The 26947-nt window shown below is 57.1% G+C and carries 34 protein-coding genes; 22 read left to right on the forward strand and 12 right to left on the reverse strand.

The window, feature by feature from the left end:
- Positions 1-3 precede the first annotated feature (3 nt).
- Both INR77_RS02720 and nth (INR77_RS02725) read left to right on the forward strand, forming a co-directional pair.
- On the forward strand, positions 4-198 hold the full coding sequence (locus INR77_RS02720) for a hypothetical protein (protein WP_223072413.1): 195 nt from the start codon (positions 4-6) through the stop codon (positions 196-198).
- A gap of 70 nt (positions 199-268) precedes the next feature.
- Positions 269-964: an endonuclease III gene (gene nth / locus INR77_RS02725; protein ID WP_223072414.1), complete on the forward strand. Its 696-nt coding sequence runs from the start codon at positions 269-271 to the stop codon at positions 962-964.
- Here nth (INR77_RS02725) and gloA read toward each other — a convergent pair.
- Positions 961-1449 carry a lactoylglutathione lyase gene (gene gloA, locus INR77_RS02730; RefSeq protein WP_223072415.1) on the reverse strand — a complete coding sequence of 163 codons (489 nt, stop codon included), beginning with the start codon at positions 1447-1449 and terminating at the stop codon, positions 961-963. The genes nth (INR77_RS02725) and gloA overlap by 4 nt on opposite strands.
- 62 nt (positions 1450-1511) lie before the next feature.
- Between gloA and nth (INR77_RS02735) the strand changes: the two genes are divergently transcribed.
- The gene (gene nth / locus INR77_RS02735; protein ID WP_223072416.1) at positions 1512-2180 is read left to right on the forward strand and encodes an endonuclease III; all 669 of its coding nucleotides are present in this window, start codon (positions 1512-1514) and stop codon (positions 2178-2180) included.
- Positions 2181-2259: 79 nt separating this feature from the next.
- The gene (locus INR77_RS02740) at positions 2260-3279 is read left to right on the forward strand and encodes a nitronate monooxygenase family protein (protein ID WP_255573887.1); all 1020 of its coding nucleotides are present in this window, start codon (positions 2260-2262) and stop codon (positions 3277-3279) included.
- 87 nt (positions 3280-3366) lie between these two features.
- Here INR77_RS02740 and INR77_RS02745 read toward each other — a convergent pair whose 3' ends face one another.
- From INR77_RS02745 to INR77_RS02760, 4 genes are all read right to left on the reverse strand, one after another.
- Positions 3367-3831 (reverse strand): hypothetical protein, encoded by a 465-nt coding sequence (locus INR77_RS02745; RefSeq protein ID WP_223072418.1) that lies wholly within the window; start codon positions 3829-3831, stop codon positions 3367-3369.
- Between the two features lie 122 nt (positions 3832-3953).
- Positions 3954-4499, reverse strand: a complete 546-nt coding sequence (locus INR77_RS02750; protein ID WP_223072419.1) for a DUF4402 domain-containing protein — start codon at positions 4497-4499, stop codon at positions 3954-3956.
- Between the two features lie 105 nt (positions 4500-4604).
- The gene (locus INR77_RS02755) at positions 4605-4826 is read right to left on the reverse strand and encodes a zinc-finger domain-containing protein (protein WP_223072420.1); all 222 of its coding nucleotides are present in this window, start codon (positions 4824-4826) and stop codon (positions 4605-4607) included.
- Between the two features lie 80 nt (positions 4827-4906).
- On the reverse strand, positions 4907-5494 hold the full coding sequence (locus INR77_RS02760; RefSeq protein WP_223072421.1) for a DUF4402 domain-containing protein: 588 nt from the start codon (positions 5492-5494) through the stop codon (positions 4907-4909).
- A 116-nt stretch (positions 5495-5610) separates the two neighbouring features.
- On the opposite strand from INR77_RS02760, the gene INR77_RS02765 reads away from it, so the two are divergent.
- The 3 genes from INR77_RS02765 to nadB are packed head-to-tail and all read left to right on the forward strand — an operon-like array spanning position 5611 to position 9251.
- Complete coding sequence (locus INR77_RS02765; protein ID WP_223072422.1) at positions 5611-6558, forward strand: ABC transporter ATP-binding protein; 948 nt, start codon at positions 5611-5613, stop codon at positions 6556-6558.
- A 58-nt stretch (positions 6559-6616) separates the two neighbouring features.
- The gene (locus INR77_RS02770) at positions 6617-7612 is read left to right on the forward strand and encodes an acyltransferase (RefSeq protein ID WP_223072423.1); all 996 of its coding nucleotides are present in this window, start codon (positions 6617-6619) and stop codon (positions 7610-7612) included.
- A gap of 46 nt (positions 7613-7658) precedes the next feature.
- Positions 7659-9251 (forward strand): L-aspartate oxidase, encoded by a 1593-nt coding sequence (gene nadB, locus INR77_RS02775; protein WP_223072424.1) that lies wholly within the window; start codon positions 7659-7661, stop codon positions 9249-9251.
- A gap of 68 nt (positions 9252-9319) precedes the next feature.
- On the opposite strand, the gene INR77_RS02780 is transcribed toward nadB, so the two are convergent.
- Positions 9320-9565, reverse strand: a complete 246-nt coding sequence (locus INR77_RS02780) for a hypothetical protein (protein WP_223072425.1) — start codon at positions 9563-9565, stop codon at positions 9320-9322.
- Between the two features lie 32 nt (positions 9566-9597).
- A complete protein-coding gene (locus INR77_RS02785; RefSeq protein WP_223072426.1) occupies positions 9598-10089 on the reverse strand; it encodes a hypothetical protein in 492 nt (163 codons plus the stop codon).
- A gap of 324 nt (positions 10090-10413) precedes the next feature.
- Between INR77_RS02785 and INR77_RS02790 the strand changes: the two genes are divergently transcribed.
- The 6 genes from INR77_RS02790 to INR77_RS02815 all read left to right on the forward strand — a co-directional run bounded on the left by INR77_RS02790 (position 10414) and on the right by INR77_RS02815 (position 17225).
- Positions 10414-11382 (forward strand): TraB/GumN family protein, encoded by a 969-nt coding sequence (locus INR77_RS02790; protein ID WP_255573888.1) that lies wholly within the window; start codon positions 10414-10416, stop codon positions 11380-11382.
- Positions 11383-11451: 69 nt separating this feature from the next.
- Positions 11452-12366 (forward strand): alpha/beta fold hydrolase, encoded by a 915-nt coding sequence (locus tag INR77_RS02795; RefSeq protein ID WP_223072427.1) that lies wholly within the window; start codon positions 11452-11454, stop codon positions 12364-12366.
- Positions 12367-12915: 549 nt separating this feature from the next.
- Positions 12916-14955, forward strand: a complete 2040-nt coding sequence (locus INR77_RS02800) for a ribonucleoside-diphosphate reductase subunit alpha (RefSeq protein WP_223072428.1) — start codon at positions 12916-12918, stop codon at positions 14953-14955.
- Positions 14956-15163: 208 nt separating this feature from the next.
- Complete coding sequence (locus tag INR77_RS02805) at positions 15164-15529, forward strand: PilZ domain-containing protein (RefSeq protein ID WP_223072429.1); 366 nt, start codon at positions 15164-15166, stop codon at positions 15527-15529.
- A 66-nt stretch (positions 15530-15595) separates the two neighbouring features.
- Entirely contained in the window at positions 15596-15781 is a 186-nt protein-coding gene (locus INR77_RS02810; RefSeq protein WP_223072430.1) for a hypothetical protein, read from the forward strand.
- An 88-nt stretch (positions 15782-15869) separates the two neighbouring features.
- Positions 15870-17225, forward strand: coding sequence for a GntP family permease (locus INR77_RS02815; protein WP_223072431.1), 1356 nt, complete (start codon positions 15870-15872; stop codon positions 17223-17225).
- Positions 17226-17352: 127 nt separating this feature from the next.
- On the opposite strand, the gene INR77_RS02820 is transcribed toward INR77_RS02815, so the two are convergent.
- A complete protein-coding gene (locus tag INR77_RS02820) occupies positions 17353-17835 on the reverse strand; it encodes a hypothetical protein (protein ID WP_223072432.1) in 483 nt (160 codons plus the stop codon).
- A gap of 287 nt (positions 17836-18122) precedes the next feature.
- On the opposite strand from INR77_RS02820, the gene INR77_RS02825 reads away from it, so the two are divergent.
- Together INR77_RS02825 and INR77_RS02830 are read left to right on the forward strand one after the other, a co-directional pair.
- The gene (locus INR77_RS02825) at positions 18123-19163 is read left to right on the forward strand and encodes a ribonucleotide-diphosphate reductase subunit beta (RefSeq protein ID WP_223072433.1); all 1041 of its coding nucleotides are present in this window, start codon (positions 18123-18125) and stop codon (positions 19161-19163) included.
- Between the two features lie 23 nt (positions 19164-19186).
- On the forward strand, positions 19187-20365 hold the full coding sequence (locus INR77_RS02830) for an SIR2 family protein (RefSeq protein ID WP_223072434.1): 1179 nt from the start codon (positions 19187-19189) through the stop codon (positions 20363-20365).
- A gap of 482 nt (positions 20366-20847) precedes the next feature.
- On the opposite strand, the gene INR77_RS02835 is transcribed toward INR77_RS02830, so the two are convergent.
- The gene (locus INR77_RS02835; protein ID WP_223072435.1) at positions 20848-21204 is read right to left on the reverse strand and encodes an endonuclease domain-containing protein; all 357 of its coding nucleotides are present in this window, start codon (positions 21202-21204) and stop codon (positions 20848-20850) included.
- Positions 21205-21239: 35 nt separating this feature from the next.
- Positions 21240-22208 carry a hypothetical protein gene (locus tag INR77_RS02840; protein WP_223072436.1) on the reverse strand — a complete coding sequence of 323 codons (969 nt, stop codon included), beginning with the start codon at positions 22206-22208 and terminating at the stop codon, positions 21240-21242.
- A 126-nt stretch (positions 22209-22334) separates the two neighbouring features.
- Between INR77_RS02840 and INR77_RS02845 the strand changes: the two genes are divergently transcribed.
- From INR77_RS02845 to INR77_RS02870, 6 genes are all read left to right on the forward strand, one after another.
- Complete coding sequence (locus INR77_RS02845; protein ID WP_223072437.1) at positions 22335-22631, forward strand: DUF1294 domain-containing protein; 297 nt, start codon at positions 22335-22337, stop codon at positions 22629-22631.
- Positions 22632-22877: 246 nt separating this feature from the next.
- Complete coding sequence (locus INR77_RS02850; RefSeq protein ID WP_223072438.1) at positions 22878-23132, forward strand: YdcH family protein; 255 nt, start codon at positions 22878-22880, stop codon at positions 23130-23132.
- A gap of 113 nt (positions 23133-23245) precedes the next feature.
- Positions 23246-23530 carry a hypothetical protein gene (locus INR77_RS02855; protein WP_223072439.1) on the forward strand — a complete coding sequence of 95 codons (285 nt, stop codon included), beginning with the start codon at positions 23246-23248 and terminating at the stop codon, positions 23528-23530.
- A 63-nt stretch (positions 23531-23593) separates the two neighbouring features.
- Positions 23594-23905, forward strand: a complete 312-nt coding sequence (locus INR77_RS02860) for a hypothetical protein (RefSeq protein ID WP_223072440.1) — start codon at positions 23594-23596, stop codon at positions 23903-23905.
- Between the two features lie 162 nt (positions 23906-24067).
- A complete protein-coding gene (locus INR77_RS02865) occupies positions 24068-24310 on the forward strand; it encodes a hypothetical protein (protein WP_223072441.1) in 243 nt (80 codons plus the stop codon).
- A 141-nt stretch (positions 24311-24451) separates the two neighbouring features.
- Entirely contained in the window at positions 24452-24799 is a 348-nt protein-coding gene (locus INR77_RS02870) for a DUF465 domain-containing protein (protein ID WP_255573890.1), read from the forward strand.
- 68 nt (positions 24800-24867) lie between these two features.
- On the opposite strand, the gene INR77_RS02875 is transcribed toward INR77_RS02870, so the two are convergent.
- Together INR77_RS02875 and INR77_RS02880 are read right to left on the reverse strand one after the other, a co-directional pair.
- On the reverse strand, positions 24868-25248 hold the full coding sequence (locus tag INR77_RS02875) for a hypothetical protein (RefSeq protein WP_223072442.1): 381 nt from the start codon (positions 25246-25248) through the stop codon (positions 24868-24870).
- A 169-nt stretch (positions 25249-25417) separates the two neighbouring features.
- Positions 25418-25768 carry a DUF2282 domain-containing protein gene (locus INR77_RS02880; protein WP_223072443.1) on the reverse strand — a complete coding sequence of 117 codons (351 nt, stop codon included), beginning with the start codon at positions 25766-25768 and terminating at the stop codon, positions 25418-25420.
- Between the two features lie 215 nt (positions 25769-25983).
- Here INR77_RS02880 and argB point away from each other — a divergent pair, with 215 nt between their 5' ends.
- Positions 25984-26889 (forward strand): acetylglutamate kinase, encoded by a 906-nt coding sequence (argB, locus tag INR77_RS02885; protein WP_223072444.1) that lies wholly within the window; start codon positions 25984-25986, stop codon positions 26887-26889.
- The last annotated feature ends 58 nt before the right edge of the window (positions 26890-26947 follow it).

The raw sequence follows: 26947 nt of genomic DNA on the forward strand, positions 1-26947 counted from the left end.
ATCATGTTGAAGATCGCAGCGATCTTGTTTCCGGTAATCGCAACCAGCTTGATGGGAGCGGCCGTTGTCGCTGTTCTCACCATGAATATGCAGTCAACTTTCGAGCCGATCCTTTGGGCTGCGCTTGGCGCTCTGGTCTTATCGGTCCCGATCAGCTGGTTCATCGCCAAACAAATTCCGGGTGCAAAGAATATTTGAGCCTCGTGCGTAGGGTTTGAGGAATTTGGGCAGCTTGCCTCATGCCTAGCCAGCCTTCACAAGGCTGTTCATGCAATTCGACCTTGGACCGGATAATCGCACAGACATTTTGCGCCGAAGCCAATCTGCGTTGATCGAGTGTTTCGGGCGGATCGTTCGGCCCCCGGACAAGCGGCGAAGCCCGGAGTGGGTGCTGGTGCACGGGGTGATTGGTGCGCAGACCAAGACCGCGGCCTCCAATGCCTCCACCGATGGGCTTTTGGCCGAGTTCGGATCGTGGGAGAGGGTGGCTGAGCGTTCCGAAGATGAGCTTGAAGAGCGCCTTCAGCGCCAGAGCTTTCCCTCGGTGGCGGCAAAGCGCCTCAAGGCGTGTCTTCAAGCCATTATCGAGGAGCGGGGCAGTGTCAGCCTTGCCGACCTCTCTAACCTGCCTTTAGAGCAAGCGATGGCGTGGCTGGAAACGCTGCCCGGTGTCGCGCGCAAGAATTCAGCCGGAGTGATGAATGCGAGCACCTTTGACCGCAAGGCCATGGTGATTGACGGCCACCACCGGCGCATAATGCAGCGTATGGGGCTGGTGCCGCCTAAGGCAGACACGGCAAGAACTTATGACGCGCTCATGCCCATTGTGCCGCCAGAATGGTCGGCAGCCGATATGGACGAGCACCATTTGCTGTTGAAGAAATTGGGCCAAACCTTCTGCCGCCCGCGCGCGCCCCAGTGCGAAGGATGTCCGGTGCGCAATGATTGTCGGACGGGCTCTTAAAGTCCCGCCATCATTTGAGCGCTCAAGATTTCAACCCAGTAACCATCGGGGTCCTTGATAAAGGCGATATGCCGCATCGCGCCGTCTTCGGGGCGCTTTTGATAGGTGACACCTTGCTCGTCAAAATGGGCAATCGCCGCTTCAAAGTCAGGCACATCAAGCGCGATATGGCCAAAGCCGCGCGGCTCTGAATTGCCGTCGTGATAGACGGCCCCTTCTTCGTCCTCCGTGCCCCAATTGTGAGTCAATTCAAGCACGCCTTGGCGCGAGAAGACATATTCCATGGCCTCTTTTGCGTCTTCGGGCACTTCGTCTTCGCTTTGCGTAAAGCCAAGGAAATAAAGCGAAAATTCGCCTGCCTCCACATCCACTTTGCGCAGCAGCGTCATACCCAGAACCCCGCAATAAAATGCAAGGCTAGCATCAGGATCCTTGATCCGCAGCATGGTGTGATTGAGAGTGAAACCGTGAGGGTTGGCGGACATGAATGTGTCTCCTGATGAGCGGGCGTCGAGAACGAAATCGGGCGCGGTGCGTTTCGTTTATCATGTTGTCAGAAAAAGAGGTCGATCAAGTTTACCGCAGTCTTTCCAAGGCTATGCCGGGGCGCACCAAGAATGCCAAGGGGCCAAAGGGACAGCCTGACGCGTTTCGCTCGTGCATCTCGTGTATGCTGTCTGCGCAATCATTGGACCGGAACACGGCGACGGCGACCAGGGCGTTGTTCAAGCTTGCTAAAACACCTGAGGCGATGCTGGCTCTCGATGACGATGCGATCCGCGAGGCGATCCGCCCATGCGGGCTTTACAACAACAAGACGAAGAGCATTCGCAAGTTTTGCACCAGCCTTATCGAAGAGCATGGCGGCGTTGTGCCCGACACGCGCGAGGGGTTGATGAGCTTGCCCGGCATTGGCCGCAAATGCGCCGACATCGTGATGAGCTTTACCTTTGGTCACGACACCATCGCGGTCGATACGCACGTTCATCGGGTGTGCAATCGTATTGGTCTGACGGATGCAAAAACCGCCGAGAAAACCGCGCAGCAATTGGAAGAACGCTCACCCCAATGGGCGATGCGCGATGGGCATTTCTGGCTCATCCAGTTTGGCAAGAAAGTGTGCCGTGCGCGCATTCCCAAATGCGATATCTGTGTGGTGAGCGACTTCTGCGAAACTGGCCCGATTGTTCGCGGTGAAGCGAAGACCAGGGGCTGACGTTACGGCGCGCTGCGTCAGCGAGTTCGGCTGGCTATCGTGCACAAAAACCACCCTTGCAAGCAGACCGTTTATCGGCTTGGTTCGCGCGCAAACAATCATTCAAGGGAAGGATCACCACATGAAAACCGCAATAACCGAAATGTTCGGTATTCAGCATCCGATTATCCAGGGCGGGATGCACTATGTCGGCTTTGCTGAAATGGCGGCGGCTGTGTCCAATGCGGGCGGCCTCGGCATTATCACCGGCCTTACCCAAGGAACGCCCGAAAAGCTCGCCAATGAAATCGCGCGCTGCAAGGATATGACTGACAAACCGTTTGGCGTGAACCTGACGTTCCTCCCCTCGCTGACGCCGCCCGATTACCCCGGCCTTGTCAAAGTCATCATCGAGGGCGGTGTGAAAGTCGTCGAAACCGCCGGCCGCAATCCGCAAGAAGTGCTGCCAGCGCTCAAAGATGCAGGCATCAAGGTGATCCACAAATGCACCAGCGTTCGCCACTCTTTGAAAGCGCAAGAGATTGGCTGTGATGCGGTGTCGGTCGATGGTTTTGAATGTGGCGGACACCCGGGCGAAGACGATGTGCCAAACTTTATCCTTCTCCCGCGAGCAGCCGACGAGCTTGAAATCCCCTTCGTCTCCTCAGGCGGCATGGCCGATGGTCGCAGCTTGGTGGCAAGCCTTGCCATGGGCGCGCAGGGGATGAACATGGGCACGCGCTTTATCGCCACCAAAGAAGCCCCGGTTCATGAGAATGTGAAGAAAGCGATTGTGGCCGCTTCCGAGCTCGACACGCGCCTCGTCATGCGCCCGCTTCGCAACACCGAGCGGGTGATGACCAATGAAGCGGTCGAGCGGCTTTTGCAGAAGGAAAAGGAGCTTGGCGATGACCTTAAATTTGAGGACATCCTGCCAGAGGTCGCAGGCGTTTACCCCTCGATCATGATGGAAGGCGAGATGGACAAGGGCGCGTGGTCTTGCGGCATGGTTGCAGGCCTCATCAACGATATTCCAACGTGCAAAGAGCTGATCGATGGGATCATGGCCGAGGCCGAAGAGATCATCACCAAACGCATGGGCGCAATGCTTGCTGCGTAAAGCTGCGGCTTTAACGCGCACGCACAAAAGCGGGCCGGGGCAAAGCGCCCAAGGCCCGCTTTTGATTGTTGCGCCCGCTACGCCGGATTAGCGCGCGTCCTCGGACGCCTTTTCGATGCGTGTGTAAGGCACAAAATCTTCAAACCGCACAACGCCGGTGAGGAAACCGGAGTAGCGTTCGAGTGTGTTGGCGGTGTCCTGACGGCAGATTTGTGACCCGTTGAAACGTCGAAGAACAAGAACATCGTCCTGATCAATGTCCTGTGGCCTTGTGGTCCGCTGCACATAGATCGTGTTGCCACGGCCATAGACATAAGCTGTCCCGTCAATCGTGGTGATGCGTTGGTGACCAAGGCTATTGATGCAATTCACCGGCTCGCCCGCCTCGCGCCCTTCAAGCATTTTGGCAAGGCGCGCCTCACCCTTGGAAAGCTCAGCGCCAGGCTCCTCGCCTGACGCATCATCAGCCATCACAGGCGAGGCGGCGAGAAAGGTGAGGGCGGCGGCTCGTGTAAGAGCGGCGCGCGCAGTGGTGGCGGTAAAACGAATCATGGCGCACTCCTTCAATGAAGCGCCCATATATCACATGAGGCCGCTGAACCGGTGCTGACCAAGGGTTTGCGCGCTGATCAGACAGGATCAGCCGGGATCAGCCGGGAGAGGGCCCGCGCCCTTCACTCATATTCGAGTGTGAGAGCAAACTGGCCTTCGTAAACGCCCGGTAGAGTGTCTGCTGGAACCTGGAGCCGGCCCGCGATGGTGAAGGAGAAATAGCCGTCCGGGTTCACAATACGAAAGCGGCGAGGGTTGGTGTTGATGATGATCGGGGGCTGCGAACCGATCAGCATGGCGTCCATCAACAATGTTTCGGTGCCGCCCGAACGCGTGAGGATGTGTTGATTGGCATCCACATTGATCAAAACGGTCTGTAAATACTGTCCATAGCCCCAAAACCGCGCCGGTTGCTGAGTGCCGTCGATCTGAATGATGCCGCCGGTGGTGCTGACCAGCCCGGCTGAATCCATCACTAGTTCGCCGTCGGTATTGCCCGGAATGATGTCGCCAAAATCAAGATCATACTGCTTAACGAAACTAAGCGGCGTCACCAGAAAGGCGCGCGCCTCGGCTGGTTCTGTTTCTTGAGCAAGCGCTGCTGAGGGCAGCGCCCACAGGCACAATATGGCTGAAAGCAGCCTTGTGAGGTTTTTTAAGCAGTGCATTTAATATCGACCCAACCTTTGTAGGTGGAAACCCCTAGGCCGAAAAAATTAACTATCCTTGAAAATGCAGGGGCAGCCTTGTGAATTTTTCAAAAATTCAGCGATTTAGACGCCGTTGATGTCCGCCGGGCCGCCGCGCAGGATAAAACGCCGGTCGCAATATCCGCAATCGACATATCCGCTCTCATCGATCTGCATATAAACGCGCGGATGGCCCAAAGCCGCCGGGCGATAATTCTTGCCGCCGCGAATGGAGCTTGCCCCGTCGCACGAAACGCGGCGGGTATCGACTGTGATTGTCTCTGGTACGAGTGCTGGTGTGTCCATAGGCTCACCGATTAATGCCAGTGAGCACCAAATTCAACTCAGATCGTCGCGTATAAAAAGGCCAACTTTGCCTTCACCACCTATTGGTAATCAATCCGGATATCGAAAGTGCCGGTGTAAAGGCCCGGGGCCTGATTCGCGTTGACATTGAGCGTGCCCCCAACGCGGAAGATGAAGCTTCCATCAAGAGTGTTGATCAAGAAGCGTTCCCAATTGGGGTTCGAATTAACCGGCGTCAGAGTTGCTCCGCCATTGATGGTCAAATCGGTAACGATCATATCTGTGCCTGGCCCGGTAAGAGTGATCGTGTTTCCGACGGGTCGACGCACACGCACCCTTTGGCCAGAGGCGCCAAGGCCAATGAAAGTCGCCGCCTGACATTCCTGTGTGTGGACAACCCCACCGGTCGCGATACAGGTGGTCACCACATCCGGGTTGAGCACAACTGTACCCCCGGTTGTCACAATAAGGTCGCCAAAATCCATGTCCGACAGCTTCGCCAGCGACAAAGGCGCGATAAGAGTTGTGCGCGCGTCGACGTTGGTATCGGATTGGGCAAGCGCTGCCTGAGGCGCAAGGAACAGCCCAGCGCTCGCCGCTATCACAGCGGACAAGACGCGCGCAGCGCGGGCGCTCTTGCGCAAGCAAAATGTGCCAATCTTTTCCATTCCACTTTCATCAATACTCCGGGTTTATGCGTAGAGGCTGATTAAACGCGGTTACCGGCCCATTTACTTTTTGCGCCCTCTTGCGTCCCTCACCGCCCGCTTTATTGGCTATAGGCATGAGTGCTCCAGCCATCCGCATCGACAACCTCGTCAAACGCTATGCCGCGCCCAAGGGTGCAAAAGGGGCTGAGGCGGAAGGGAAATTGGCATTGAAGGGCGTCAGCTTCGATGTGCCCGAAGGGTCAATCTTTGGGCTGCTTGGCCCCAATGGCGCAGGCAAGTCGACGCTGATCAATATCCTTGCCGGCCTCGTTAACAAGACCGGGGGCTCGGCAGAGATCTGGGGCTTTGACATTGACGAACAGCGCCGCAATGCAAGCCGCGCGATTGGCATCGTGCCGCAGGAAATCGTGTTCGACCCTTTCTTTACACCCTATGAGGTTCTGGAAAATCAGGGCGGCTTTTATGGCATAGGCAAGAAAGACCGCCGCAGCATGGAATTGCTCGAAGCGGTGCGATTGGCAGACAAGCGCAACGCGTATGCCAGAACGCTTTCAGGCGGGATGAAACGGCGGCTTTTGGTGGCAAAGGCCATGGTCCATTCTCCGCCCATTCTCGTGCTTGATGAACCAACGGCAGGGGTCGATGTCGAATTGCGCCGCCAATTGTGGGATCTGGTGCAAGAGCTCAATGACGAGGGTGTCACCATCGTCCTCACCACGCACTATCTCGAAGAGGCTGAGGAGCTGTGCGATGAGATTGCCATCATCAACCACGGCGAACTCATCGCGAAAAAACCTACGCGCGACCTCATCAACATGGCGCGCGAAAAGATCGTGGCGGTAACGCTTGCCAATGATGTGAGCCAAGCGCCTTCGCACGAGGCGTTTCACAAGGTCGAGGTGACGGGGGAACGCGGCGTCGAGATCACCTATGACAAGGACGAGATGAGCGCAGGCCAGGTGCTCGCCATCCTTCAGGCCCAAGGGCTCACAATTGAGGATGTGACCACCAGAGAGGCCGACCTTGAAGACGTTTTTGTCCAATTGACGAGCTCCAGCTAGTCACGCTGCACGCCAAGTAAACGCAATTTTCATGAGGGTGAGGGTAACGCCTAACCCCATGACAGCAGCGGCACCCAATCCGGCTCATTTCCTGTCGATCCATTACCTGCGCGCGATCGCTGCGGTGATGGTCGTTGCCGTGCACATCTTCAATTATGGGCTGGTTGCGATTGACGATGAAAGCCTCGTCCATTGGCTGAAGCAAGGCGTTGCGATCTTCTTCGTTATTTCGGGCTTTGTGATGGTAACGTCGACGAGCGGACGCGCGACGCGCCCGGGTGAATTCCTGCGCAAACGCTTTATCCGCATCGCACCGCTTTATTGGGTGCTGACAATCGCCTGGCTCGCCTTTGTGCCCGGATGGGATTTCGGCCATCTTGCAAGCTCGCTGCTCTTCCTGCCGAGCCCCGATCCGGTCACAGGAGCCATGCGCTCACCGTTGCTTGAGCCGGGCTGGTCACTCAATTTCGAAATGTTCTTCTATTTCGTCTTTGCCGCGATCCTGCTGGTTCCTGAAAAATGGCGGGTGTGGGTCGCCGCTGTGGCTCTGGGGTTGTTTTCACTCTCTTCACATCTGGTCGATTGGCCGCCTGTCATCGCCTATTTTGCAAGCCAGCTTCTGCTCCTGTTTGTGGCCGGTATGGCGCTTGCCCGGTTTGATCTGAGGCTCCCAGTTTGGGTCTGCGTCGCTGGTTTTGCAGGCCTTGCCACCCTACCCCAGTTCACCGACAGCTTCGCCGCCTCGGTCTTTGTGCCCACCCTCGCCATCGTTGCGGGCGCTCGCTCAATGGACGGATATTTGCGCAAATGGAAGCTTCCAAGCCTTCTCGCCGATGCGTCCTATGCGATTTATCTCTCGCACCTCTTTACGCTTCAGATCTGTTCGATTTTCGTCGCTCCTCTCCTGCCCGGACCGCTCGCGTTCGTGGTTGTCATGGCGCTTGCGTGCTGGGTCGGTGTGCTCGTGCACCGTCGGATCGAAAATCCGCTTACTGCCGCTTGTAAAAAGGGCCTGAACTCGATTGCGCCCCGGCAAAGCCACAGCGTTGCATAAAGCCTGAGGCTTGCCAGCAGCCTTCGGGCGCGCCATGGCTCGCGGCATGGCACAATCAAGCGACACCTTTGACGTCATCATCATCGGTTCCGGAGCCGCAGGGCTTACCGCTGCGTTAGGGCTTGCGACCAAGCTCAAAGTGCTGGTGCTTGCCAAAGGCTCGCTTACCGGAGGCTCGACTGCATGGGCGCAAGGGGGCATCGCGGCTGTTCTGGACGCAGGCGACACTTTCGAAAACCACGTGCGCGATACGATGGTCGCAGGCGCCGGCCTTAACGACCGTGAAGCGGTGGAATTCGTGATCGAGCGCGCGCCTGAAAGCATCGACCGGCTGGTTGAGCTGGGCGTGCCTTTCAACAAAGATTCGGGCGATCTGCATTTGACGCGCGAGGGCGGGCACTCGCACCGCCGCATTGTCCATGTCGATGATGCTACCGGCTGGGCGGTGCAATCCGCTTTGCTTAAAGCAGCCGAGGCCAATCCCAACATCACCATGCTGGGCGGGCGCACTGCGATTGATCTTATCACCGACCGCAATCGCGAGCGTTATTCAGGCGGCGGCCATGTTTGGGGTGTTTATGCGCTCAACGAGGAAACCGGCTGGGTAGAAGCCCATGTGGCGCGCGCAACTATTCTGGCAGCGGGCGGGGCAGGGCGCGTTTACCAGTTCTCCACCGCTCCAAGGGGTGCGACCGGAGACGGCATTGCGATGGCATGGCGGGCAGGCGCGCGCGTCTCCAACATGGAGATGATGCAATTCCACCCGACCTGTCTTTACAATCTGGAAGTCAAAAACTTCCTCATCACAGAGGCCGTTCGCGGTGAAGGCGGGCATTTGAAGCACCCGGAGACGGGCGCGCGCTTTATGACCGAATATGACGCTGATCGCATGGAGCTTGCGCCGCGCGACGTGGTGGCGCGCGCGATTGACGATCAGATCAAGCGCTATGGCCTCGACTATGTGCATCTCGACATCAGCCACCAACCGCCTGAATTCGTGAAAGAGCATTTCCCGACGATTTACGACAAGCTGATCGGGCTTGGCATTGATATGACTAAGGAGCCGATCCCTGTCGTGCCAGCGCAGCATTATACCTGCGGCGGGATTGTGGTGGACTTGCAGGCGCGCACTGACCTGCCCGGCCTATGGGCAGCGGGCGAATGCACCGAAAGCGGGCTGCACGGCGCGAACCGCCTCGCGTCCAACAGTCTGCTTGAATGCTTCGTGTTCGGCGAAGCGGCGGCCTCGGACATACTCACCATGTGGGACGATCTGCCTGAACCGCCCGCGATTCTCCCATGGGATGAAAGCCGCGTTTCGGATTCCGACGAGCAGGTCGTGATCAAGCAGAATTGGACCGAGATCCGCCGCTTTATGTGGAACTATGTCGGCATTGTGCGCACCACCAAGCGGCTGGAGCGCGCCGCCAACCGCATCGCGCTGCTGCGCCAGGAGGTCGAGGACTATTACGGCAGCTTCGTTGTTACGACTGACCTGATCGAACTGCGCAACCTGCTGCAATCAGCGGATCTTATTGTGCAGTCGGCACTGACCCGCAAGGAAAGCCGGGGCTTGCACTATACGCTCGACTATCCCGAGCTGAGTGCCGAAGTTCGTGATACGGTGCTGGTGCCGTAAAAGATTGAGCGGCCGCAAGGCCCGCTTGGACCCGCGACCACTCTCCCATTGCCCGTCCGTCTCAGGTGTTAGCCGAGGATGTTTTTGAGGCTTGTGCCGATGTCGATGGGATCGGGATCGATCATGCCAGCGGTGGTGCCGCCACCACCTACACCGCCGATCCCGCCCGTATCGGTTGGGAAGCCGCCTGCGACAGCATCAAGGTTTTCTGCGTCCAGCTTGGCAATGCGTGCCTTTGCGCTTTTAGAGGCAGCGCTAAGGCTTGCGTTCAAATCGCCTGCGGAAAGGCGAGCGGCTTTCTTTTTCATGCTCATAATGTGTGTCCTTCTGTGATGGCCCGGATGAGTTAGATGCGAACCGTTTCTCCACTCACCGGACCTTGAGTGAATGACGGAAGGTGGGATGCGGGCCTTTCGGGGCCAACGGGGGTGCGGGGCACGCGGATCACTTGCGAAGGGTGACGCCGAGTGGTGACCTGCGGGCAGCGCAGGCAGCTTTGCGTGCCGTTTTCGGCAAACCAGCGGCAGGTGGCGCGCAATGTGCAAGCAGGAGCTACATCCACCACGGGCTGCAATTGTTCGAGGATCGCCTTGCCAAGGCCGCAGCCCCCTTCGCGCCACTGGCCACAGCCACTGTTCGCGCACGGAGCGGAAAACCGGAGCGCATGGCCGGGGTCAATGCCAAGCTTCTCTGCATCAAAATCATCAGGAAGCGCTGCGCCCTTGTCGGCATAGGCGACCTGCGCCTCGCCATCTTCTTCGAGCACTACGCCAAGGAGCTTTGCCTCCGGATGATCGAACGGCGCGCTGGGGCAATCGAGCTGTGGTTGCTTGGCCATTTGCGTGTCTCCTTCCCCTTCAAAACGGATGCGTTTGGGGCGAAGTCAGACATTATCGCGCAGCATGGACGCGGCGTATCGGCTGGGTGTGCTAGTGCGTTTGTATAGGGGGAAGGGGGCACGGGTTTTGCGCCGCTTTTTGCAAAAGCAAAGAACGGCCGCAGGTCGCAATCAGACCCACGGCCGCTCTCTTGCGACCCTTTAGGGGGAAGGGGGCAGGCCGCTTTCCTTGGAAACAGTGATAGAAGGCTTGGGCAGAGCGCAAAATCCTCACTGTGTGCTAGTGCTCTTGTCATACAGGACACAGAAAGGGAGCGCGGCGTAATGATGCACGATATGTGGAAACCTCTCGCTATCGCGCTCGCTTCGACCAGCCTCCTCGCTTCCCCGCTCGCAGCTGAGGATGAGCCGCTCACCGACAGCCAGATCGTCGTCGAGGCGCAGGCCGCTGGCGCGCCGATGTGGACGATTGAAACCGATGCGGGCGCTGTGATCCTTGTCGGCGAAATTCGCGCAGTGCCCAAATCGACGCCGTGGTATCCAGACCGGCTTGAAATCGCCACGAGAGAGGCGGACCGCGTGATCCTGCGCTCTGCCCCCAAATTCTCTCCCGGCGATGTGTTCCGCCTGATTTTCAGTGGGGGCAAGATTACCAAGCTGCCCAAGAAAAGCGTCGCTGCCGATTATCTGTCTCAAGAGCAGCGCGCACGGCTCGCCGCGCTCGAAGCGGAATATGACATCGACTATGACCGCCGCTCTTTCCTGATGACCAGCTTTGATCTTCTGGCCCGCCGTCTCGATTTTGATGATGATACGGTGAAAGATGCGACCGACATAGTGAAGAAGGCCGCCAACAAGGCCGACGTGCCGATCATCCGGCCAGAACGCTTTCGCGGTGAAGACCTGCTCGATAATCTCGCCGAGGCCCCGCCGACAGACCATATCCCCTGTCTCGAAGCGGCGATGAGCGCGACTGAGGCGGGTCAGCCGATCATCGAAAAGCGCGGCGATGATTGGCGCAGCTTTGATATTCCCGCTGTCATGAATAACCCGCTCGAAGTGGCGCTTGGCACGTGCTGGCCGTGGGCGGATGATGAGTTGGGCGAAGAGATCCGCGAAAGCTGGGTGAGCATGATTGCCGATGCTTCCACAAAACCGGGCGTGACTCTGGCTGTGGTGCCCTTGCGGGTGCTCGCCGAACCCGAAGGCGTGCTAGACCAGTTGGAGGCGCAGAATTTTCTGATCGGCGGCCCCGACTGGCGTGGTAAGCCTTCAGGCAATTCAGGCGGCTAAGCCCCTTGCTCTTGGCGCACTTGTCTGCATTGTAGGTGGTCGCAAGAAACCGAAGGAAACGCTTCTCCCATGCCCACAATCACAACGCCAAACACCGGTATTGAGCTTTTCTACGAGGATCATGGCGATCCCGCACATGAGCCGATCCTTCTGGTCATGGGGCTCGGCGCGCAACTGACCTTGTGGCCCGATGAGTTGGTCGAAGCGCTCGTGGGCCATGGCTTTCGCGTCATCCGCTATGACAATCGTGACATTGGCTTGTCGCAGAAATTTGATGGGGCAAAGCCGCCCAAGCTTGCCTGGCAGGTCATTCGCCAGAAAATCGGCTGGCCTGCCAAAGTGCCTTACACATTGGCGGCGATGGCCGATGATGCGGTTGGTTTGCTCAGTGCGCTTGAGATTGATCGGGCTCATGTCGTTGGCGCCAGCATGGGCGGGATGATTGCGCAACTGACCGCGATCAATCACCCAGAGCGGCTGCTTTCGCTTACCTCGATCATGTCAACCACGGGCAATGGCTCGCTTCCGGCAGCGGATAAAGCTGCGATGGACGCGCTGGTCACTCAACCAAAGTCGCTTGCCGAGGAGGACTTGGTCGAACACGGTCTTCACATCGGGCGCAGCATCGGTTCACCCGGCTATCCTGCGGATGAAGCGCGCGCACGCGAGCGGGTTTTGATGAGCGTACGTCGCAGTGTCTATCCCGCTGGCCTTCCGCGCCAATTGGCGGCGATCATTGATGATGGCTGCCGCCGCTCTCGCCTTGCGAAGGTGAAAGCGCCGACGCTTGTGCTGCACGGCGAGGATGACCCATTGGTCAAACTTGAGGGCGGTCAGGATACCGCCGCGCACATTCCTGGCGCAAAGCTCGTCACGATACCGGGATGGGGCCATGATCTGCCGATGGAGCTGGTCGAGCCTTTGGCAGGCCATATCGCGACCCACGCAAAGTCGGCTGCGCAAAAAGCGCCAGAGCCCGCGTAAGCGCTCAGCACACACGGGCCATAGGCAAGAATATTGCAAGCCCTTGTGCGAAAGATTCAAGGATTGATTCACACCTAACAATCACCAAATTTTTCTTCACAGATTCACTTTGGGGCTTGCGCAATGCGCGACTCAAGCTTTTCCGGCGCGTCGCTGCACTGCAACATAAATGTCTGATCGGGTCTGGCGCAGTTTTATGGTTAATTGCCCGTTGACCGCCTCACCCGTCTGATTCAGTATCTGGTGGCTTGGTTCGCAACGGACCCCCAAATTGTAGTGCATTCCCTTCTGGTGAGGCTCGCTCCCACGCTTTTGGCACATGGAGCGATGCGGGGAAGGAGTCGCTGCAAAAGGGGTTCAAGAGAGCCATGGTGGACGGATTGAGAACAGGCTGTTTGTGGGCGCGCCCGGAGAAAACACGGGCAAAAAACGGGCAAACACTGTCGATAACACGTCCATAAAACGGTGCGGAACAGAATCGGAACAAATGCGGTTTTACGCTATAGTGGCAAAAGCGCTCGGATTCGAAGGATACAGGACGGGGCAGTGATGGAATTCAAAGCGGGTGATGAAGTTTTGAGCGATGCGGAAACCGGCGCAGATGTCGCCGCACAGGAAAAGGCAAACGCAAATGCAAATGCAGGTAAGGCTGTGACGATGGAAAAGGCTGACATGGGCAGCGATGCTCTGGTTGCGGAGAAAAGCGCTGAAGCGCTTGGCAATGCTGTGGCGAGCGCTGCTAAAGCGGCCGCGCAGGATAAGGCTGCAGACGACAGCAAGAAGGTCAATGATCGCCGTTTTAACGTGCAAATCGACGAGACGCGCGACGCCAATCTCACCGAATTCGGCAAGGAAACGCTCGAAGACCGCTATCTCCTTCCCGGTGAGAAATATCAGGATCTGTTCGCCCGCGTCGCTGATGCTTATGCTGATGACGCAGAGCACGCACAGCGCCTTTATGACTACATCTCGAACCTGTGGTTCATGCCTGCAACCCCTGTGCTTTCCAATGGCGGGACCAATCGCGGCCTTCCGATCTCGTGCTATCTGAATTCGGTTTCAGACAGCCTTGATGGTATTGTGAATACCTGGAATGAAAACGTGTGGCTTGCCTCAAAAGGCGGCGGCATTGGCACCTATTGGGGCAATGTTCGCGGCATTGGTGAGCCGGTTGGCCTCAACGGCAAGACATCGGGCATTATTCCGTTTGTGCGCGTGATGGATTCGCTCACTCTGGCGATTTCGCAAGGATCGCTGCGTCGTGGGTCGGCTGCGTGTTATCTCGATGTCTCGCACCCTGAGATTGAGGAATTCCTCGAAATCCGCAAACCTTCAGGCGACTTCAACCGCAAGGCATTGAACCTGCACCACGGTGTTTTGCTCACCGATGATTTCATGGAAGCGGTGCGCGACGGGGCTGAATTTGAGCTTAAATCGCCCAAGACCGGCGAAGTGCGCGGCACAGTCGATGCGCGTTCGCTGTTCCAGAAACTGGTCGAGACACGCCTTGCAACAGGCGAGCCTTACATCGTGTTTGCCGATACGGTGAACCGCATGATGCCAAAGCACCACCGCGAGCTTGGCCTTAAGGTGTCGACTTCGAACCTGTGTTCCGAAATCACGCTTCCCACCGGCATTGACCACCTTGGCAATGACCGCACCGCCGTGTGCTGTCTGTCGTCATTGAACCTTGAAAAATGGGACGAGTGGAACGGCAACAAGCAATTCATCGAAGACGTGATGCGTTTCCTTGATAATGTGCTGCAGGACTATATCGACCGCGCACCCGATGAGATGGCCCGAGCGAAATACTCCGCTGAGCGCGAGCGCAGCGTTGGTCTTGGGGTGATGGGCTTCCACTCCTATCTGCAATCGAAAGGGCTTGGTTTTGAGAGCGCGATGGCGAAAGCCATGAACCTCAAAATGTTCAAGCATATTCAGGCCAAGGCTTCGGAAGCTTCCATGCTGCTCGCGCAAGAGCGCGGCCCTTGCCCTGATGCAGCGGACATGGGCGCGATGGAGCGTTTTTCCTGCAAGATGGCAATCGCGCCAACCGCGTCGATTTCGATCATTTGCGGCGGCACAAGCGCGTGTATCGAACCGATCCCCGCCAACATCTACACGCACAAGACGCTGTCAGGCAGCTTCATCGTCAAGAACCCTTATCTTGAAAAGCTGCTCGACAAGAAGAGCAAGAACTCCACCAACGTCTGGAACTCGATCCTCGAAAAAGGCGGCAGCGTTCAGCACCTCGATTTCCTCAGCGAAGAGGAAAAGGCGAGCTTCAAAACCAGCTTCGAGATTGATCAACGCTGGCTGCTTGAATTCGCCGCAGACCGCAGCCCCTATATCGATCAGGCGCAGTCGCTGAACCTCTTCATCCCGGCTGACGTTGATAAGTGGGATCTTATGATGCTCCACTTCCAAGCGTGGGAGAAAGGGATCAAGTCGCTCTATTACCTGCGCTCCAAATCGGTCCAGCGCGCAGGCTTTGCCGGCGGTGTCGAGGCGGACAATACAGCTGACGCAGCGAAATATGAGCTCAGCGCCGAGCAGACCGATTATGAGGAATGCCTCAGCTGTCAGTGATTTGCTGCCAGTGATGTGTTGCCAGTGATGCGCTGGCAATAGGCTCGCTATTGCTACCCATTTTAAGACCCCCGCAAAGCACAGCGCTTCGCGGGGGTTTTTGCACGGCTAAGGCATTGCCCTAGGGTCCATGGCAAGGCCGGACTAATCGGCGCGCTTTATCCGTTTCCATTGGTCGCAACCCCGAACGGAGCCTCCCAGCGCGCCCATGTATACCAGCAGAGCCTCAGCCGCTCGAGAATACGAGCGTAGCCAGACCCACGCGATTGGTATCTGCCAAACCGAAAGCGGCAAGGAAATCGCGGTGCGATACCGCGAACTGTCGCAAGGCGGATGCAGCCTCGATGATCCGAAAGGCGAACTGACCTTCGGGGCAAGGGTCAGCCTTTTTATCGAAGGGACTGGGCCAATCCGCGCCGAAGTTGCATGGCGCCAGGGGAAAAGCGCCGGCCTCGAATTTGCACAGCTTTTGCCTGATCAGCTTTACCGCCATTTGTTCGCTGGCGAATGGGAGCTTGCCCGCAAAGCCCCGCTTACCAAGGAGCGCGTGTACCCTGTGCGGCGGATGATCTAGCGCGCCCCCTCGCACTTGCGATTAAAATGTGTCACTCTCCTGATTATTGCAGGAGGAGGGATTTTCATGGCACCGGAAATTTGGGTCGGAATTGCAGGTACGCTTTTCCTTTTAGCGTTCATAATCAACGGCCTGCGCCTGTCTCGCGGACCCGAAGGGCACAGCGCCAATGCCGGGCGCCTGCACATGGTTATGGGCGGGGCTGCTCTGCCGTTCATGTGGCTCGCAGTGGTGGCATCGGCCAATATGTGAGCGCGTGGAAGGCGCGGGCACGGGGCCACAGCGCTCAAAATGACAAGTTTTACGATCACAGAAAACAATGTGAGGGGGGAGCGAGGCGGTGCTCGGGATTCTTGGGTTGCTTGCAGGGATTTCCCTGCTGATTTGGCTTGCGCTTCGAGACGTCAATATCATCTTTGCCTCGGTCCTTGGCGCAATCCTCGTGATCGTGACCAACGGCCTGCCTTTTGCTGAAAGCCTAACGCAAAGCTTCCTTCTTTCTGACCTTGGCGCATTCACCTTTGCCGGGCGGTTTTTCTTGCTGTTTGCTGCCGGAGCGGTGTTTGGCAAAGTCATGGGCGATAGCCACGCGGCAACATCGGTGGCTATGGCACTGGTGCGATTGCTCGGCGCGCACCGCGCGCTTTGGATCATTGTCCTTGCCTGCGCGCTGCTCACCTATGGCGGGGTGGTGGTTTTCGTGGTGATCTTTGCCTCCTATCCGCTTGGTTTGAGGCTGATGAAAGAGGCCAATATTCCCAAACGCCTGTTTTGCGGAGCGCTGGCTTTGGGGGCTGGCACATTCACACTCACCGCGCTTCCCGGCACGCCTTCGATCCAGAATGTCATTCCCACTCTGGCGCTTGGCACCGACCTGTTTGCAGCGCCTCTGCTGGGCTTGTTTGGCGGCGCAATCATGTTCGTGGTCGGCATGATTTATCTGGAACGCGAACGGGTGAAAGCGGCGGCCAATGGGGAAGGGTTTGAGGCAGGGCCACGCGATGTGATCCCTGATTTTGCCGAGATCGAAAAGGACGTGCCGCATCCGCTGCTTGCCGCATTTCCGCTGGTGCTGGTGATTGCGACCATCCTTGCCCCGCGCCTCGCGCAAAGCGCCGGGGTAGAGGCGGCATGGGTCACTTTTGCCAGTTCACAGCCGATCTTGTGGCCCTCGATGGCGCTGATCTTTGCAAGTGTTGCCGCCGTCGTGCTCTTCCCGCTGGTACGCAAGAACCCGCTTCAGACCATGGGCCTCGGCACACAGGACGCAATCCTCCCGCTGATGGCGACTGCTGCGGTGATCGGCTTTGGCGGCGTGGTTGCGCAGACGCAAGGGTTTGCCCTGTTTACCAAGGCCGTGGTCGGGTCCGGCCTGCCGCCGCATCTCTCGGTCTTTGCCGCCTCCAGCACGGTGGCGGGGATCACCGGCTCTTCTTCTGGCGGGTTGCAGATATTCATGACGACGCTGGCTGAGCCGTTTCTGGCGTTAGGGCTCCATCCCGAAGAGCTTCACCGCCTCGCCGCAATGGCGAGCGGCGGGCTGGATTCGCTTCCCCATTGCGGCGCGGTGATCGCCATGCTCACCATCACCCAGCTGACCCATCGTCAGGCTTATAAGGATGTGTTTGTCGTGACTGTACTCGTGCCTATCCTCGCGACATTGGCGGCGACGGGGCTCGCCATGGGGATGAGTTAGGGGTTCTCTACACAGCCAATCTCCAGCGCGCCCACTACCACGAAAAGCGAGGCGCACACGCCATATGAAAAAGCCGCCCGACACGGCATAGTGCGGGCGGCCTTTCAATGGTTTGAGAGAGGTTTACCTATCGCGACAGGTCATCGCTGTTACGCTCTGCCGGGTTCCAGTCTTTTTGCAGCACGGGCTCCACCCTGCCGCCACCCTTGGGGCCGAACGCATAGTCAGAGGCGCTGGGCTCTGGCTCCTGCTGCAAGGTGTAAGGCTTTGCGCTGGTGCCGGTGCTGACCTGTGTCTTCACCTGCGTGTTCGTGTCGCCAGATGTGTCGTCGCCTTGGTCCAGACCGAAAACATCGCGGACCTTGTCGACAATATCGCTCATCACGCCCGAATTGGGGGTGAGCGATGCGATCAGCTCGCCCGGTGTCTGCTCGCCCAGGCGCTTTGAATTTGATCCATCACTGGCATTTGCCGCATCACCATCGCGATAGGTCGTCTCCATCGGTCCGGTGCGATCGGGCTCCAGCGCATTGCTGCCTTTGGTCAGCGTGATGTTGCGGCTGTCGCCTGTCGGGAAATGGCCTTTGATCGGATTGTCGTCCAGTGCCATGGAATGTCTCCTCGGGTTCGTGTTTGCTCAGGCGCCACTTCAAAAAGCGGGGGGAGCGGCGCGGGTTCACTTAACTAATGGGCGAAGGCTGCTGATCGTTCCAAATTGGCGAGAGTTGCGCTCAATGCGCGTTAAGTTGATGCAAAGGCTGCAAGAGGTGATCGCAAGGACTCAATTCGACTCAGTTTCTGCACGGTTTATCCCCACCGAATCATCTCCCCTTGCCTTCGAATTCGAACCTTGTTCACCTATATAGGTCAGCCACACCAGAAACAGGGATACACAAGATGTCGTTGCTCGAAGCCCGTAACACCTACAAGCCGTTCGAATATCCCTGGGCGTACGATTTCTGGAAGCGTCAGCAGCAGATCCACTGGATGCCTGAGGAAGTGCCACTGGGCGAAGACTGCCGCGACTGGGCGCAAAAAATCACCGAGCATGAGCGCAACCTGCTCACGCAAATCTTCCGTTTCTTCACTCAGGCCGATGTTGAGGTGCAGGATTGCTACCACGACAAATATGGCCGCGTGTTCAAACCGACTGAGGTGAAGATGATGCTCACCGCCTTCTCCAACATGGAGACGGTGCACATCGCCGCTTATTCGCACCTTCTGGACACCATCGGTATGCCCGAAAGCGAATATGCCGCCTTCCTCGAATATGAGGAAATGGCCGACAAGCACAATTATATGCACCAATTCGGCGTCGACACGGACGAAGACATCGCCCGCACGCTCGCCATGTTTGGCGGCTTTACCGAAGGGCTTCAGCTGTTCGCATCCTTCGCCATGCTGATGAACTTCCCGCGCTTCAACAAGATGAAAGGCATGGGTCAAATCGTGTCGTGGTCGGTGCGCGATGAAAGCCTGCACTGCGAAGGCATCATCAAGATGTTCCACACCTTCTGCGAAGAGCGTCAGTGCCTGACCAAAGCGGTGAAAGAAGATATCATCGACATCTGTCAGAAAACCGTGCGCCTCGAAGATGCGTTCATCGATCTGGCGTTCGAGATGGGCCCGGTTGAAGGCATGACCGCCAAGGATATCAAGAAATACATCCGCTACATCGCCGACTGGCGTTTGGGTCAGCTAGGCCTGCAGCCGATCTACATGATCGAAGATCACCCGCTGCCATGGCTCAGCCCGCTGTTGAACGGTGTCGAGCACGCCAACTTCTTCGAAACCCGCGCGACCGAATATTCCAAAGGCGCAACCAAAGGCGACTGGAACGACGTATGGTCAAGCTTTGACAAGCGTCAAAAGGCAAAAGCCGCGAATGAAGAAGCGCCTGAGGATGCCGGCCCGGATATGTTTGAAGCGGCGGAGTAGGGGCTGCCTAGTCCTGTAGCAAATTGGTTGATCCAAAGTTCTCAATTTTACTTGGAGCCGGTGCCTCAAAGGATGCGGGTCTTCCAGATGCCTTTGAGCTAACGAACGAAGTTTATAAAGACCTCCTAAAACGAAAATCGGAGCAGGCTAAACTATTTGCGATTGTCGTATCCAAATTGATACTTCGAAACGCGCGCAAGGGTGGATCGCCGTTTGCTAGAGTAAACATCGAAGATGTTTATGACGCCCTGAAAAGACTCGTGAATCGGGATCAAGATCCATTAGCAGAATTCGTGGCGGGCTGGGATGCCTCACTTTTGGGCGTCACTGGACGCATAGATGCGGAGAAGATTATTCGCTCCGTCCTCTCGTCTGCTACAATAGCAAACGACCGCCGCTTGGATCGTGGCTCCAGTCTTAAAATCGACAATTGGAAATTGGGTCGGGCTGCTGAGGAACTTGAGGCAGCGTTCAACTCAGGAACCGACGAGTTGAGAGGTGCGTCGTTAGAGCCTTTTTTGGAGACCCTTATTCGGCTCCTCGATGTCGAAGAAGCTCCCACTAACTATCTCGAAGAATTCCTCATTCGGCACGCCGATAAAGCGCAGTGTCTCGCAACCTTGAACTACGACTTGCTAGTGGAGGCGGCACTCACCAAATCGGGCAGGAAATATGACTTGGGTCTCACTAAATGGAATGATTTCAGATATGTGAGATTCCATGGTCGAGCGTTAAAGCTAATGAAGCTGCACGGATCGACAAATTGGGTCTTACGTAACGACGACGAAATAGTTTTCTCCGAAGACGTCAAAGGGCGTTTCATGCGAAAAGGTATGATATTTGGAGGGCAATCTGACAAACTTGTACCTCATGGACCATTCTTGCACCTAAGACATGAGTTTTACAAAGCCATGAGGCAGTCTTCTTACTTGTTGGTTATTGGGTATTCATATGGAGATATCCATCTCAATGCCTTGATCAGGTCTTGGGTGTCGACAAGAAAAAATGGCAAGCTGATAAACGTTGATCCGGGAGGATTTAGGGGCAGTCACGACATTTATCGTGGGATGCTAGAATTTGACAAGGATGGGAATTTAAAAAAGCGTCGCATAGAAATTAAAGAGATAAAAAAAGGCTTTGCAGAGGCGCTCGATGACATTTCGGAAGCCCTATCAACTCCGCCGGAATTTGCTCCCACCTAAAATTCCCCCTCAACACCAAACATTCCGCCTTCCGCCACGCCGATCTGCCAGTTCTTCGGCGAGCATCACCTCGCCCACATTCGCACCGATTGTGAATCCAGTTTGTTAACAGGGCCTAAGTCATGTGCTGACAGCTAATTTCCCCTCCCGCTTGCGGGAGGGGTTAGGGGTGGGCTTGGCTTGGTCGGAGACCTTGGGAAAATGCCGAAGGGTCGAGGGTGCCCACCCCGTTGCGACTAGCAAGCAAGCTTGCAAGTCTCACTGCCCCTCCCGCAAGCGAGAGGGGTGAGGGGAAAGTGCCCACCCTGCTGCGACTAAACTCACCCTGAAACGAGTTCAGGGCTCGCTAAGTCTTGCTATCCCTCCCGCGGGCGGGAGGGATGAAGGGAAGCGACCGCCCCGTGCGACAGAAATAGCCCACCCCGTGCGACTAGGCAGCAAGCTGCCAAGTCTTCCGACCCTCCCGCTTGCGGGAGGGTTCTTTATGAGCCGCGCATCTCTTCGATCTTCAAGCGGATTGTTTTGATGACCCCTTCGATGTTCTCATGCACATCTGCGTTGGTGAAACGCAGGACGATGTAGCCCTCGGCTTTCATCCACTGATCGCGAACCACATCCCGCTCAGGCGCGACATCGTGGCTGTACCCGTCGAGTTCGATCACCAGCTTTAGCTCACGGCAGAGGAAATCGGCGTAATATGGGCCAACTGGCATTTGGCGGCTGAATTTTGCGCCTTGCTGGCTGCGGGAGAGGTGTTCCCATAGGATGCGCTCGGCGGGTGTTGCTTCGCGACGTAAAGTGCGCGCGCGGTTTGTGTTTCGGGGGCGCCATTCAGGCATTTATGGATGATGGCTCATAGGTTAGGCTCACCCCCCTACCGATATTCGCCCTTCTCATAGGCCGTCACAACGCCGGGGCTTGGGACGCGGCAGGTGCTGGGGGCGTCGAAGAAATAGAGGCAGGCGGGGCGACCGTCGCGATATTCCACTCTCACCGATCCGTTGGAGGGATTGCCCATCTGGTTGAAGCGGTAGCGCGCGTTGATCGAGAGGGGGCGGCCGGCGGCGTCTTTGCGGGTCACCGACACGTTCGACACGCTGCCGCGCATATAGCGATTGAACATCCACCCGCGCGAATTTTCCGCGATCAGTGCGTCAACCAGCTTGCCATAATTGGACGGGACATACGCGCCCCCGCCGCCTCTGGTCGAGGCGAGCGTCGCACCGTTGGATAGGCGCAAGGGTGCGCTGCCTGACCCGAACCTTTGCAGGTTCGCCTGAAACCGTTTGAGCGCGGCGCTGGTGCACGAATTCTGGCTGAGCAGTAGGTCCATATCGCCTCGCGCGGCGAGCGCGACATCGGTCATTCGCCGCGTTTGCGCGCCCGGATCGCCGCCCTGCGGGATGATGGAGCCAAGGATTTCGCGCGATTGTTTGGCCTCCAGTCGGCTTGAAATCGCCATGAGCGCAGGATCAGCATAGCGGCCCGTGCCATAGGTTTGATATTGCCCGCAGGTGCGGCTGACTTCGACGCCGAAGCCGTTACGCGTCACCCGATCCGCGACGCATCGCTGCGCGGTGATTTCAACCTTGTTGGCTGGCAAAGAGCGCGGGCATTTGCGCGAAAAGGCGTCGATGTAATTTTGCAAAAGGAAGGCATAGGAGTTTCCCTCCGGCTCCATCCGCGCATTGGCAAAATCGCCAAGATAAATCGCCTGAACTTCGCTTTCGTAATTGAGCCCGCCGACATTCAGGCTGCCCGAACCAAGCCCTGATTGCGCAGAAAGACTGCCAAGGCCAATGCTCGCGGCAAGACCAATGGCAATAGTTGCTGAAAAACGCATTTGATTATCCCCCCACATTGCCCGATGATGGATACCGCATCATTGCACCAAGCAAAAGGTTTGAATTGCGGGCGTGAAATTTGAGGGATTTATTATTCGGACAGTTTTGCAGTCTATTTGTCGCAAATGGACGATTTTCATTGGCTGCTGACCCCGGCAAACATCATCACCGCGCTGGTCGCGATCAACTTTGCAAGCTTTGCAGCGTTCGGGATAGACAAGGCGCTGGCTGAAAATCGGGCGCGGCGGATTTCTGAGGCGACATTGCTCAATCTCGCCTTCTTTGGCGGCATTGGCGGCGCCTATGCCGCGCGCGCGCTTTTTCGGCACAAGACCCGCAAACAACCCTTCAACCGCCACTTGCACACCATTGCATTCTTACAGCTTTTGGCAGCGGTGTTTGCGCTTGTATTCTCCTGGTAGGGACGCCTTTCCTACAACGGCCCGCGCAAGCTAATTCCGCCGGCATGACGCAGCCTCTCATCCTCAGTCTTTTTGCCCGCAGATCAGGCCCCCTGCGCCCCAACAGATTTTCCGCCTCTGGACACTGTCTCAAGTGTCTCAAAATGTGGTTTTTCGCGTGAGTTTTCATGGGATTGATCCAGATCAATTTCCTGCACATCGCGCGGGCGTAGCCTCGTGACACACTACGAAAAGGAAGCACCATCCATGTCACAGCACACACCCAATGAGCTCACCGAAATCTTCAAACGCGACCGCGAGCTAATGACCAAACTTAAAGCTTCAGACGCGCACTTTGCCCGGCTTGCCGATAAGTATCATGAGGTGAATCGCGAAGTGCACCGGATTGAAGCGGAAACCGAGGCGGCGAGCGATGAACGCTTTGAAACGCTCAAGAAAGAACGTCTTGCGCTGCTCGATCAGATCACCGCAATTGTGACCAAGGCGCGCGAGGCGGCGTAGTCGCTAGCGGTGGCTCACGAGCCCCTTTGGCAAGGGCTCTTGCAGATTTTCGGGAACGCTTTGCCCTCTTCGCCCATTGATACGGCAAATTACGAGGAAAAAGGGCCCGCCCAATGAACCGTTCGCTAACCAATGCGCCGCTTGCCGCTTTGATCGCTGCACCGCTTTTGCTCGGTCTGGCCGCGTGCAACACTGAACCCGAAGTCGTCGAAGAGGCGCCTGTCGATGAAAGCACCATTGTCGATGCAACCGCACCGGGCGTGGGCGCTGGCAATCCGGAAGGGGATGCAGAGCCCTCGACCGCGGTGCCGGGTGAAGATGTCTATGGCGACAAACAGATGGAAGAGCCCGAGCCACCCTCCGGTGCAGAGGCCACCAATGACATTGAAGCGGGGTAACGTCCCAAAGGCAGCCCGGTAAATACCCCCGGATACCGTGCTCCATCAACGAAGGAATTGATCATGAACGTCCCATTTCGCAAATCCGACCTCGCCCTTGCCACTGTGATGGCCGCTGGTCTGGCGGTTGGCCTTGGCGGATGCACCAGCGAATCCGAAAGCGCGAACGCAGGGCCCGATGATCGTCCGGAAAGCCCATATGATGCGGCGCAAGGCGGCGACCTTTCTGGCGATGAAATCGCTGAGGCGGCTCCCGGCGTTGAAGATGCCGATCCCGAAAGCCAAAGCCCAAGCGAGGCGGATCTTAACGATGATGAAAATCTCGAAGTCGCAGAGCCGGACGAGATTGACGAAATGCGAGAAGGCGAGGGCTGAACCTCGCGACACGACCCGTCATCAGTGCATTTCCCTCCCGTGCACTGATTCAAGGCGCCGCTTCTTCCGGTCTTGCTTTATGCATGACTGAAGAGGCGGCGTAATGTGTTAAGGTAGGGGTCCGAGCGAGAGCGACCCCGTTCTTTATCAAGGAGAAAATTGATGTCCTTTCTGAAAACAGCCTTGCCATCCCTTGCTATCTGTTCGCTGGCGCTGTCCGCCTGCGCAGGTGAGAGCGAGGAGACGACTTATGAAGTCGATGCCGAAGATGTGGGTGGCGGTGAATTGCAGATTTCCGAAGCGCAAGACGATGCGGTTCCTGTGGATCTGCCCGAAACCCCGATGAAGAATGTGCCTGCCGAAGGTGAGGGCGACATGAGCGAAACGGGCGAGGCTGACGAGTAATAGCCGAGGCGGCGCAAGTCTGGCTTTGCGCAGCTGGTTATGGGCTGGGCGTCGTTGACCAGGGTTGACGCATATCAATGTCGAACGGCTTGAGGGCGCTAGAAGAGGCAGAGCCACTTTAACAAGGGTCTGCCCGCCTCAATGTCTTCTCTCACTGCGCAGGAAATCTATGAGCTTCTTGGCCGCAGACGCGGGAACAGCGGGGGAATGCCCTCACTGGCCGAGGCGTTTCCCCTCGATGCGCAGCTGCTTTCGCGCCTCAAATGCACCAATGCGCATTTGCAAAAGCTGGCTGAGCGTTACCGGGTTCTGACCCGATCCATCAGCCGGATCGAGGCGAGCGGGGACAGGGAAGCCTATGCCTATTTGAAGCGGCTTAAACGGCAGCGGCTCCTCCTGCTCGATGAAATCGCATGGATGATCGAGAGCGCGCCCGAACCTGTCGCTGAAACGCAGGACGCAGCGCTTGCCGGCGCGGGAGCGGCATAGCTGATCTTGTCGCGGCACTTATGAGAGTGACGTCACAGGCGAGACGTCACTCTCACCAAGTCAAAGGCTCAAAAAAGCAAGGTTTGCGGGTCTGGCATCGGTTCTTGTTTCTGCGCCTTGATAAGGCTGAGAACACTGCGCACGCCGACCCAAATGGCGATGACTGGCATCAAAAGGATACCGATGAAGACGATCGACAAGACACCTGCGACAACAAATCCGGCAAAGCCGAACCAGAAGGTGCGGATGAGATAGGTGAAGTGTGATGCAGCCCAGGCGGGTTGGTTGTCGTTCTGCCACACGTGAGCAAGCACGATGCCAACAAGGCCGGTAATACCAGTGATGAAGCTTGCCAGATAGCACAAGGAGATGATCGTTGGCTGGTTCAAATCGAACCCTGCATTGGGCGCAACTTGGCGGTTGTCGTCTGATTTAATTGGTTCGGTCATGGCTGATCCCCCATTGATGGCCGTGTCTGATGAGGAGGCAGTCTAAGCAAAGCTACGCAGGGATGGAAGCGGTTTTGCGCAATTCTTGGTCAGACTTATGGCCCAAATGAAAAGGGCCGCTCAGCCTTCGCTTGAGCAGCCCTTGTATCAAATCTTGTGCTGATGGCGTTTAGCCGATGTTGTCTGTCTCTTCGAGCGAGCCGAATGTGCCGTCAGGCCGTTCAATGCTTTCGCACGTGCCTGCATCGACATATGTCCAGGCATTGCCTTGGTAGTCGATAACCGAAGTGCCAGCACAGCTTGTGCCCGGACCCGCTGCACAGCCGTTTTGACCAGCGAGTGAGATGCCATAGCATTTCTCTTTCTCGCCTTCGCCCGCTGCTGCCAAAGCCTCTGCCTCGGTGTTTGCTGCGCCTTCTTCGCTTGTTGCTGCCGGTGCCTCTGCCCCGCCACCACAAGCCGCGGCCAAGCCTGCGGCCGCTGCCAATGCGATAGACCCTTTGATACGCGACGTATTCATAGTGTGTCCTCCGTCCATTTTGCGAAGACCCCCTTATGCAAAACCTGATCGGGGTCTTGCCAGTGAGTTCGCGTCGGCAAGCTATACGGTTACAGTCCGCTTGGCAAAAGTTGATAGCCTCTCGTCACAGACGCTTTCCTAGTTCGATGCAAACAGCTAAGCGCCAGTGCGAAATCAAGGCAGCACAGCGCTGCACGGCAAAGTGAGACAATTCCATGGCTCCATCCAAGGGCAATGACGCAAGGCTGGACCTTGCAAAAACCGAGGTGCTGATTGAGGCTCTGCCGTATTTTCAGCGCTATGCCGGGCGCACTTTCGTCGTGAAATATGGCGGCCACGCAATGGGCGATCCCAAGGCCGCGCGCGACTTTGCTGAAGATATTGTGCTTTTGAAAGCGGTGGGTATCAATCCGGTCGTCGTTCATGGCGGCGGTCCGCAAATCGGCGATATGCTTAAACGGTTGGGGGTCGAGACGACCTTTGTCGATGGCCTTCGCGTGACCGATGAAGCGACCGCGAAGGTCGCCGAAATGGTGCTTTCAGGCGCAATCAACAAAGAACTCGTCGGCTGGCTCTCGAGTGCAGGCGGCAAGGCGTTAGGCTTGTCGGGCAAGGATGGCGGCCTTGTCACTGCGCGCAAGGTCAGCCGCACTACGAAAGATCCTGAAAGTCTGATCGAGCGTGCGGTCGATCTGGGCTTTGTGGGCGAACCTGCCCATGTCGATACCTCAGTCATCGATACGGCAGTGAAAGCAGGCATGATCCCCGTGATCGCGCCAATTGCCGGGGGCGATGATGGCGCGACCTATAATATTAACGCGGACACGATGGCGGGCGCTATTGCAGCGGCCCTTGGCGCAGCGCGGCTATTCTTGCTGACCGATGTAGCAGGGGTGCTGGATAGCGACGGGAATCTTATGAGCGACCTTGGGCCGGGCGATGTTGCACGGCTCATCCGTCAGGGCGTTGTCCATGGCGGCATGGTGCCCAAGCTTGAAACTTGTGTCACGGCAGTGAATTCGGGCTGCGAGGCGGCGGTTGTGCTCGACGGGCGGGTGCCTCACGCCATGCTGCTTGAATTCTTCACCGCGAGCGGGGCGGGAACACTGGTGCGGGCTTGAGAGTTTCATATTGAAAGCTTCGAGCGGCACGAAAGATGCCGCACTGGAAAAAGGCGTG

Source organism: Erythrobacter sp. SCSIO 43205 (assembly GCF_019904235.1).
Lineage (GTDB): Bacteria > Pseudomonadota > Alphaproteobacteria > Sphingomonadales > Sphingomonadaceae > Erythrobacter.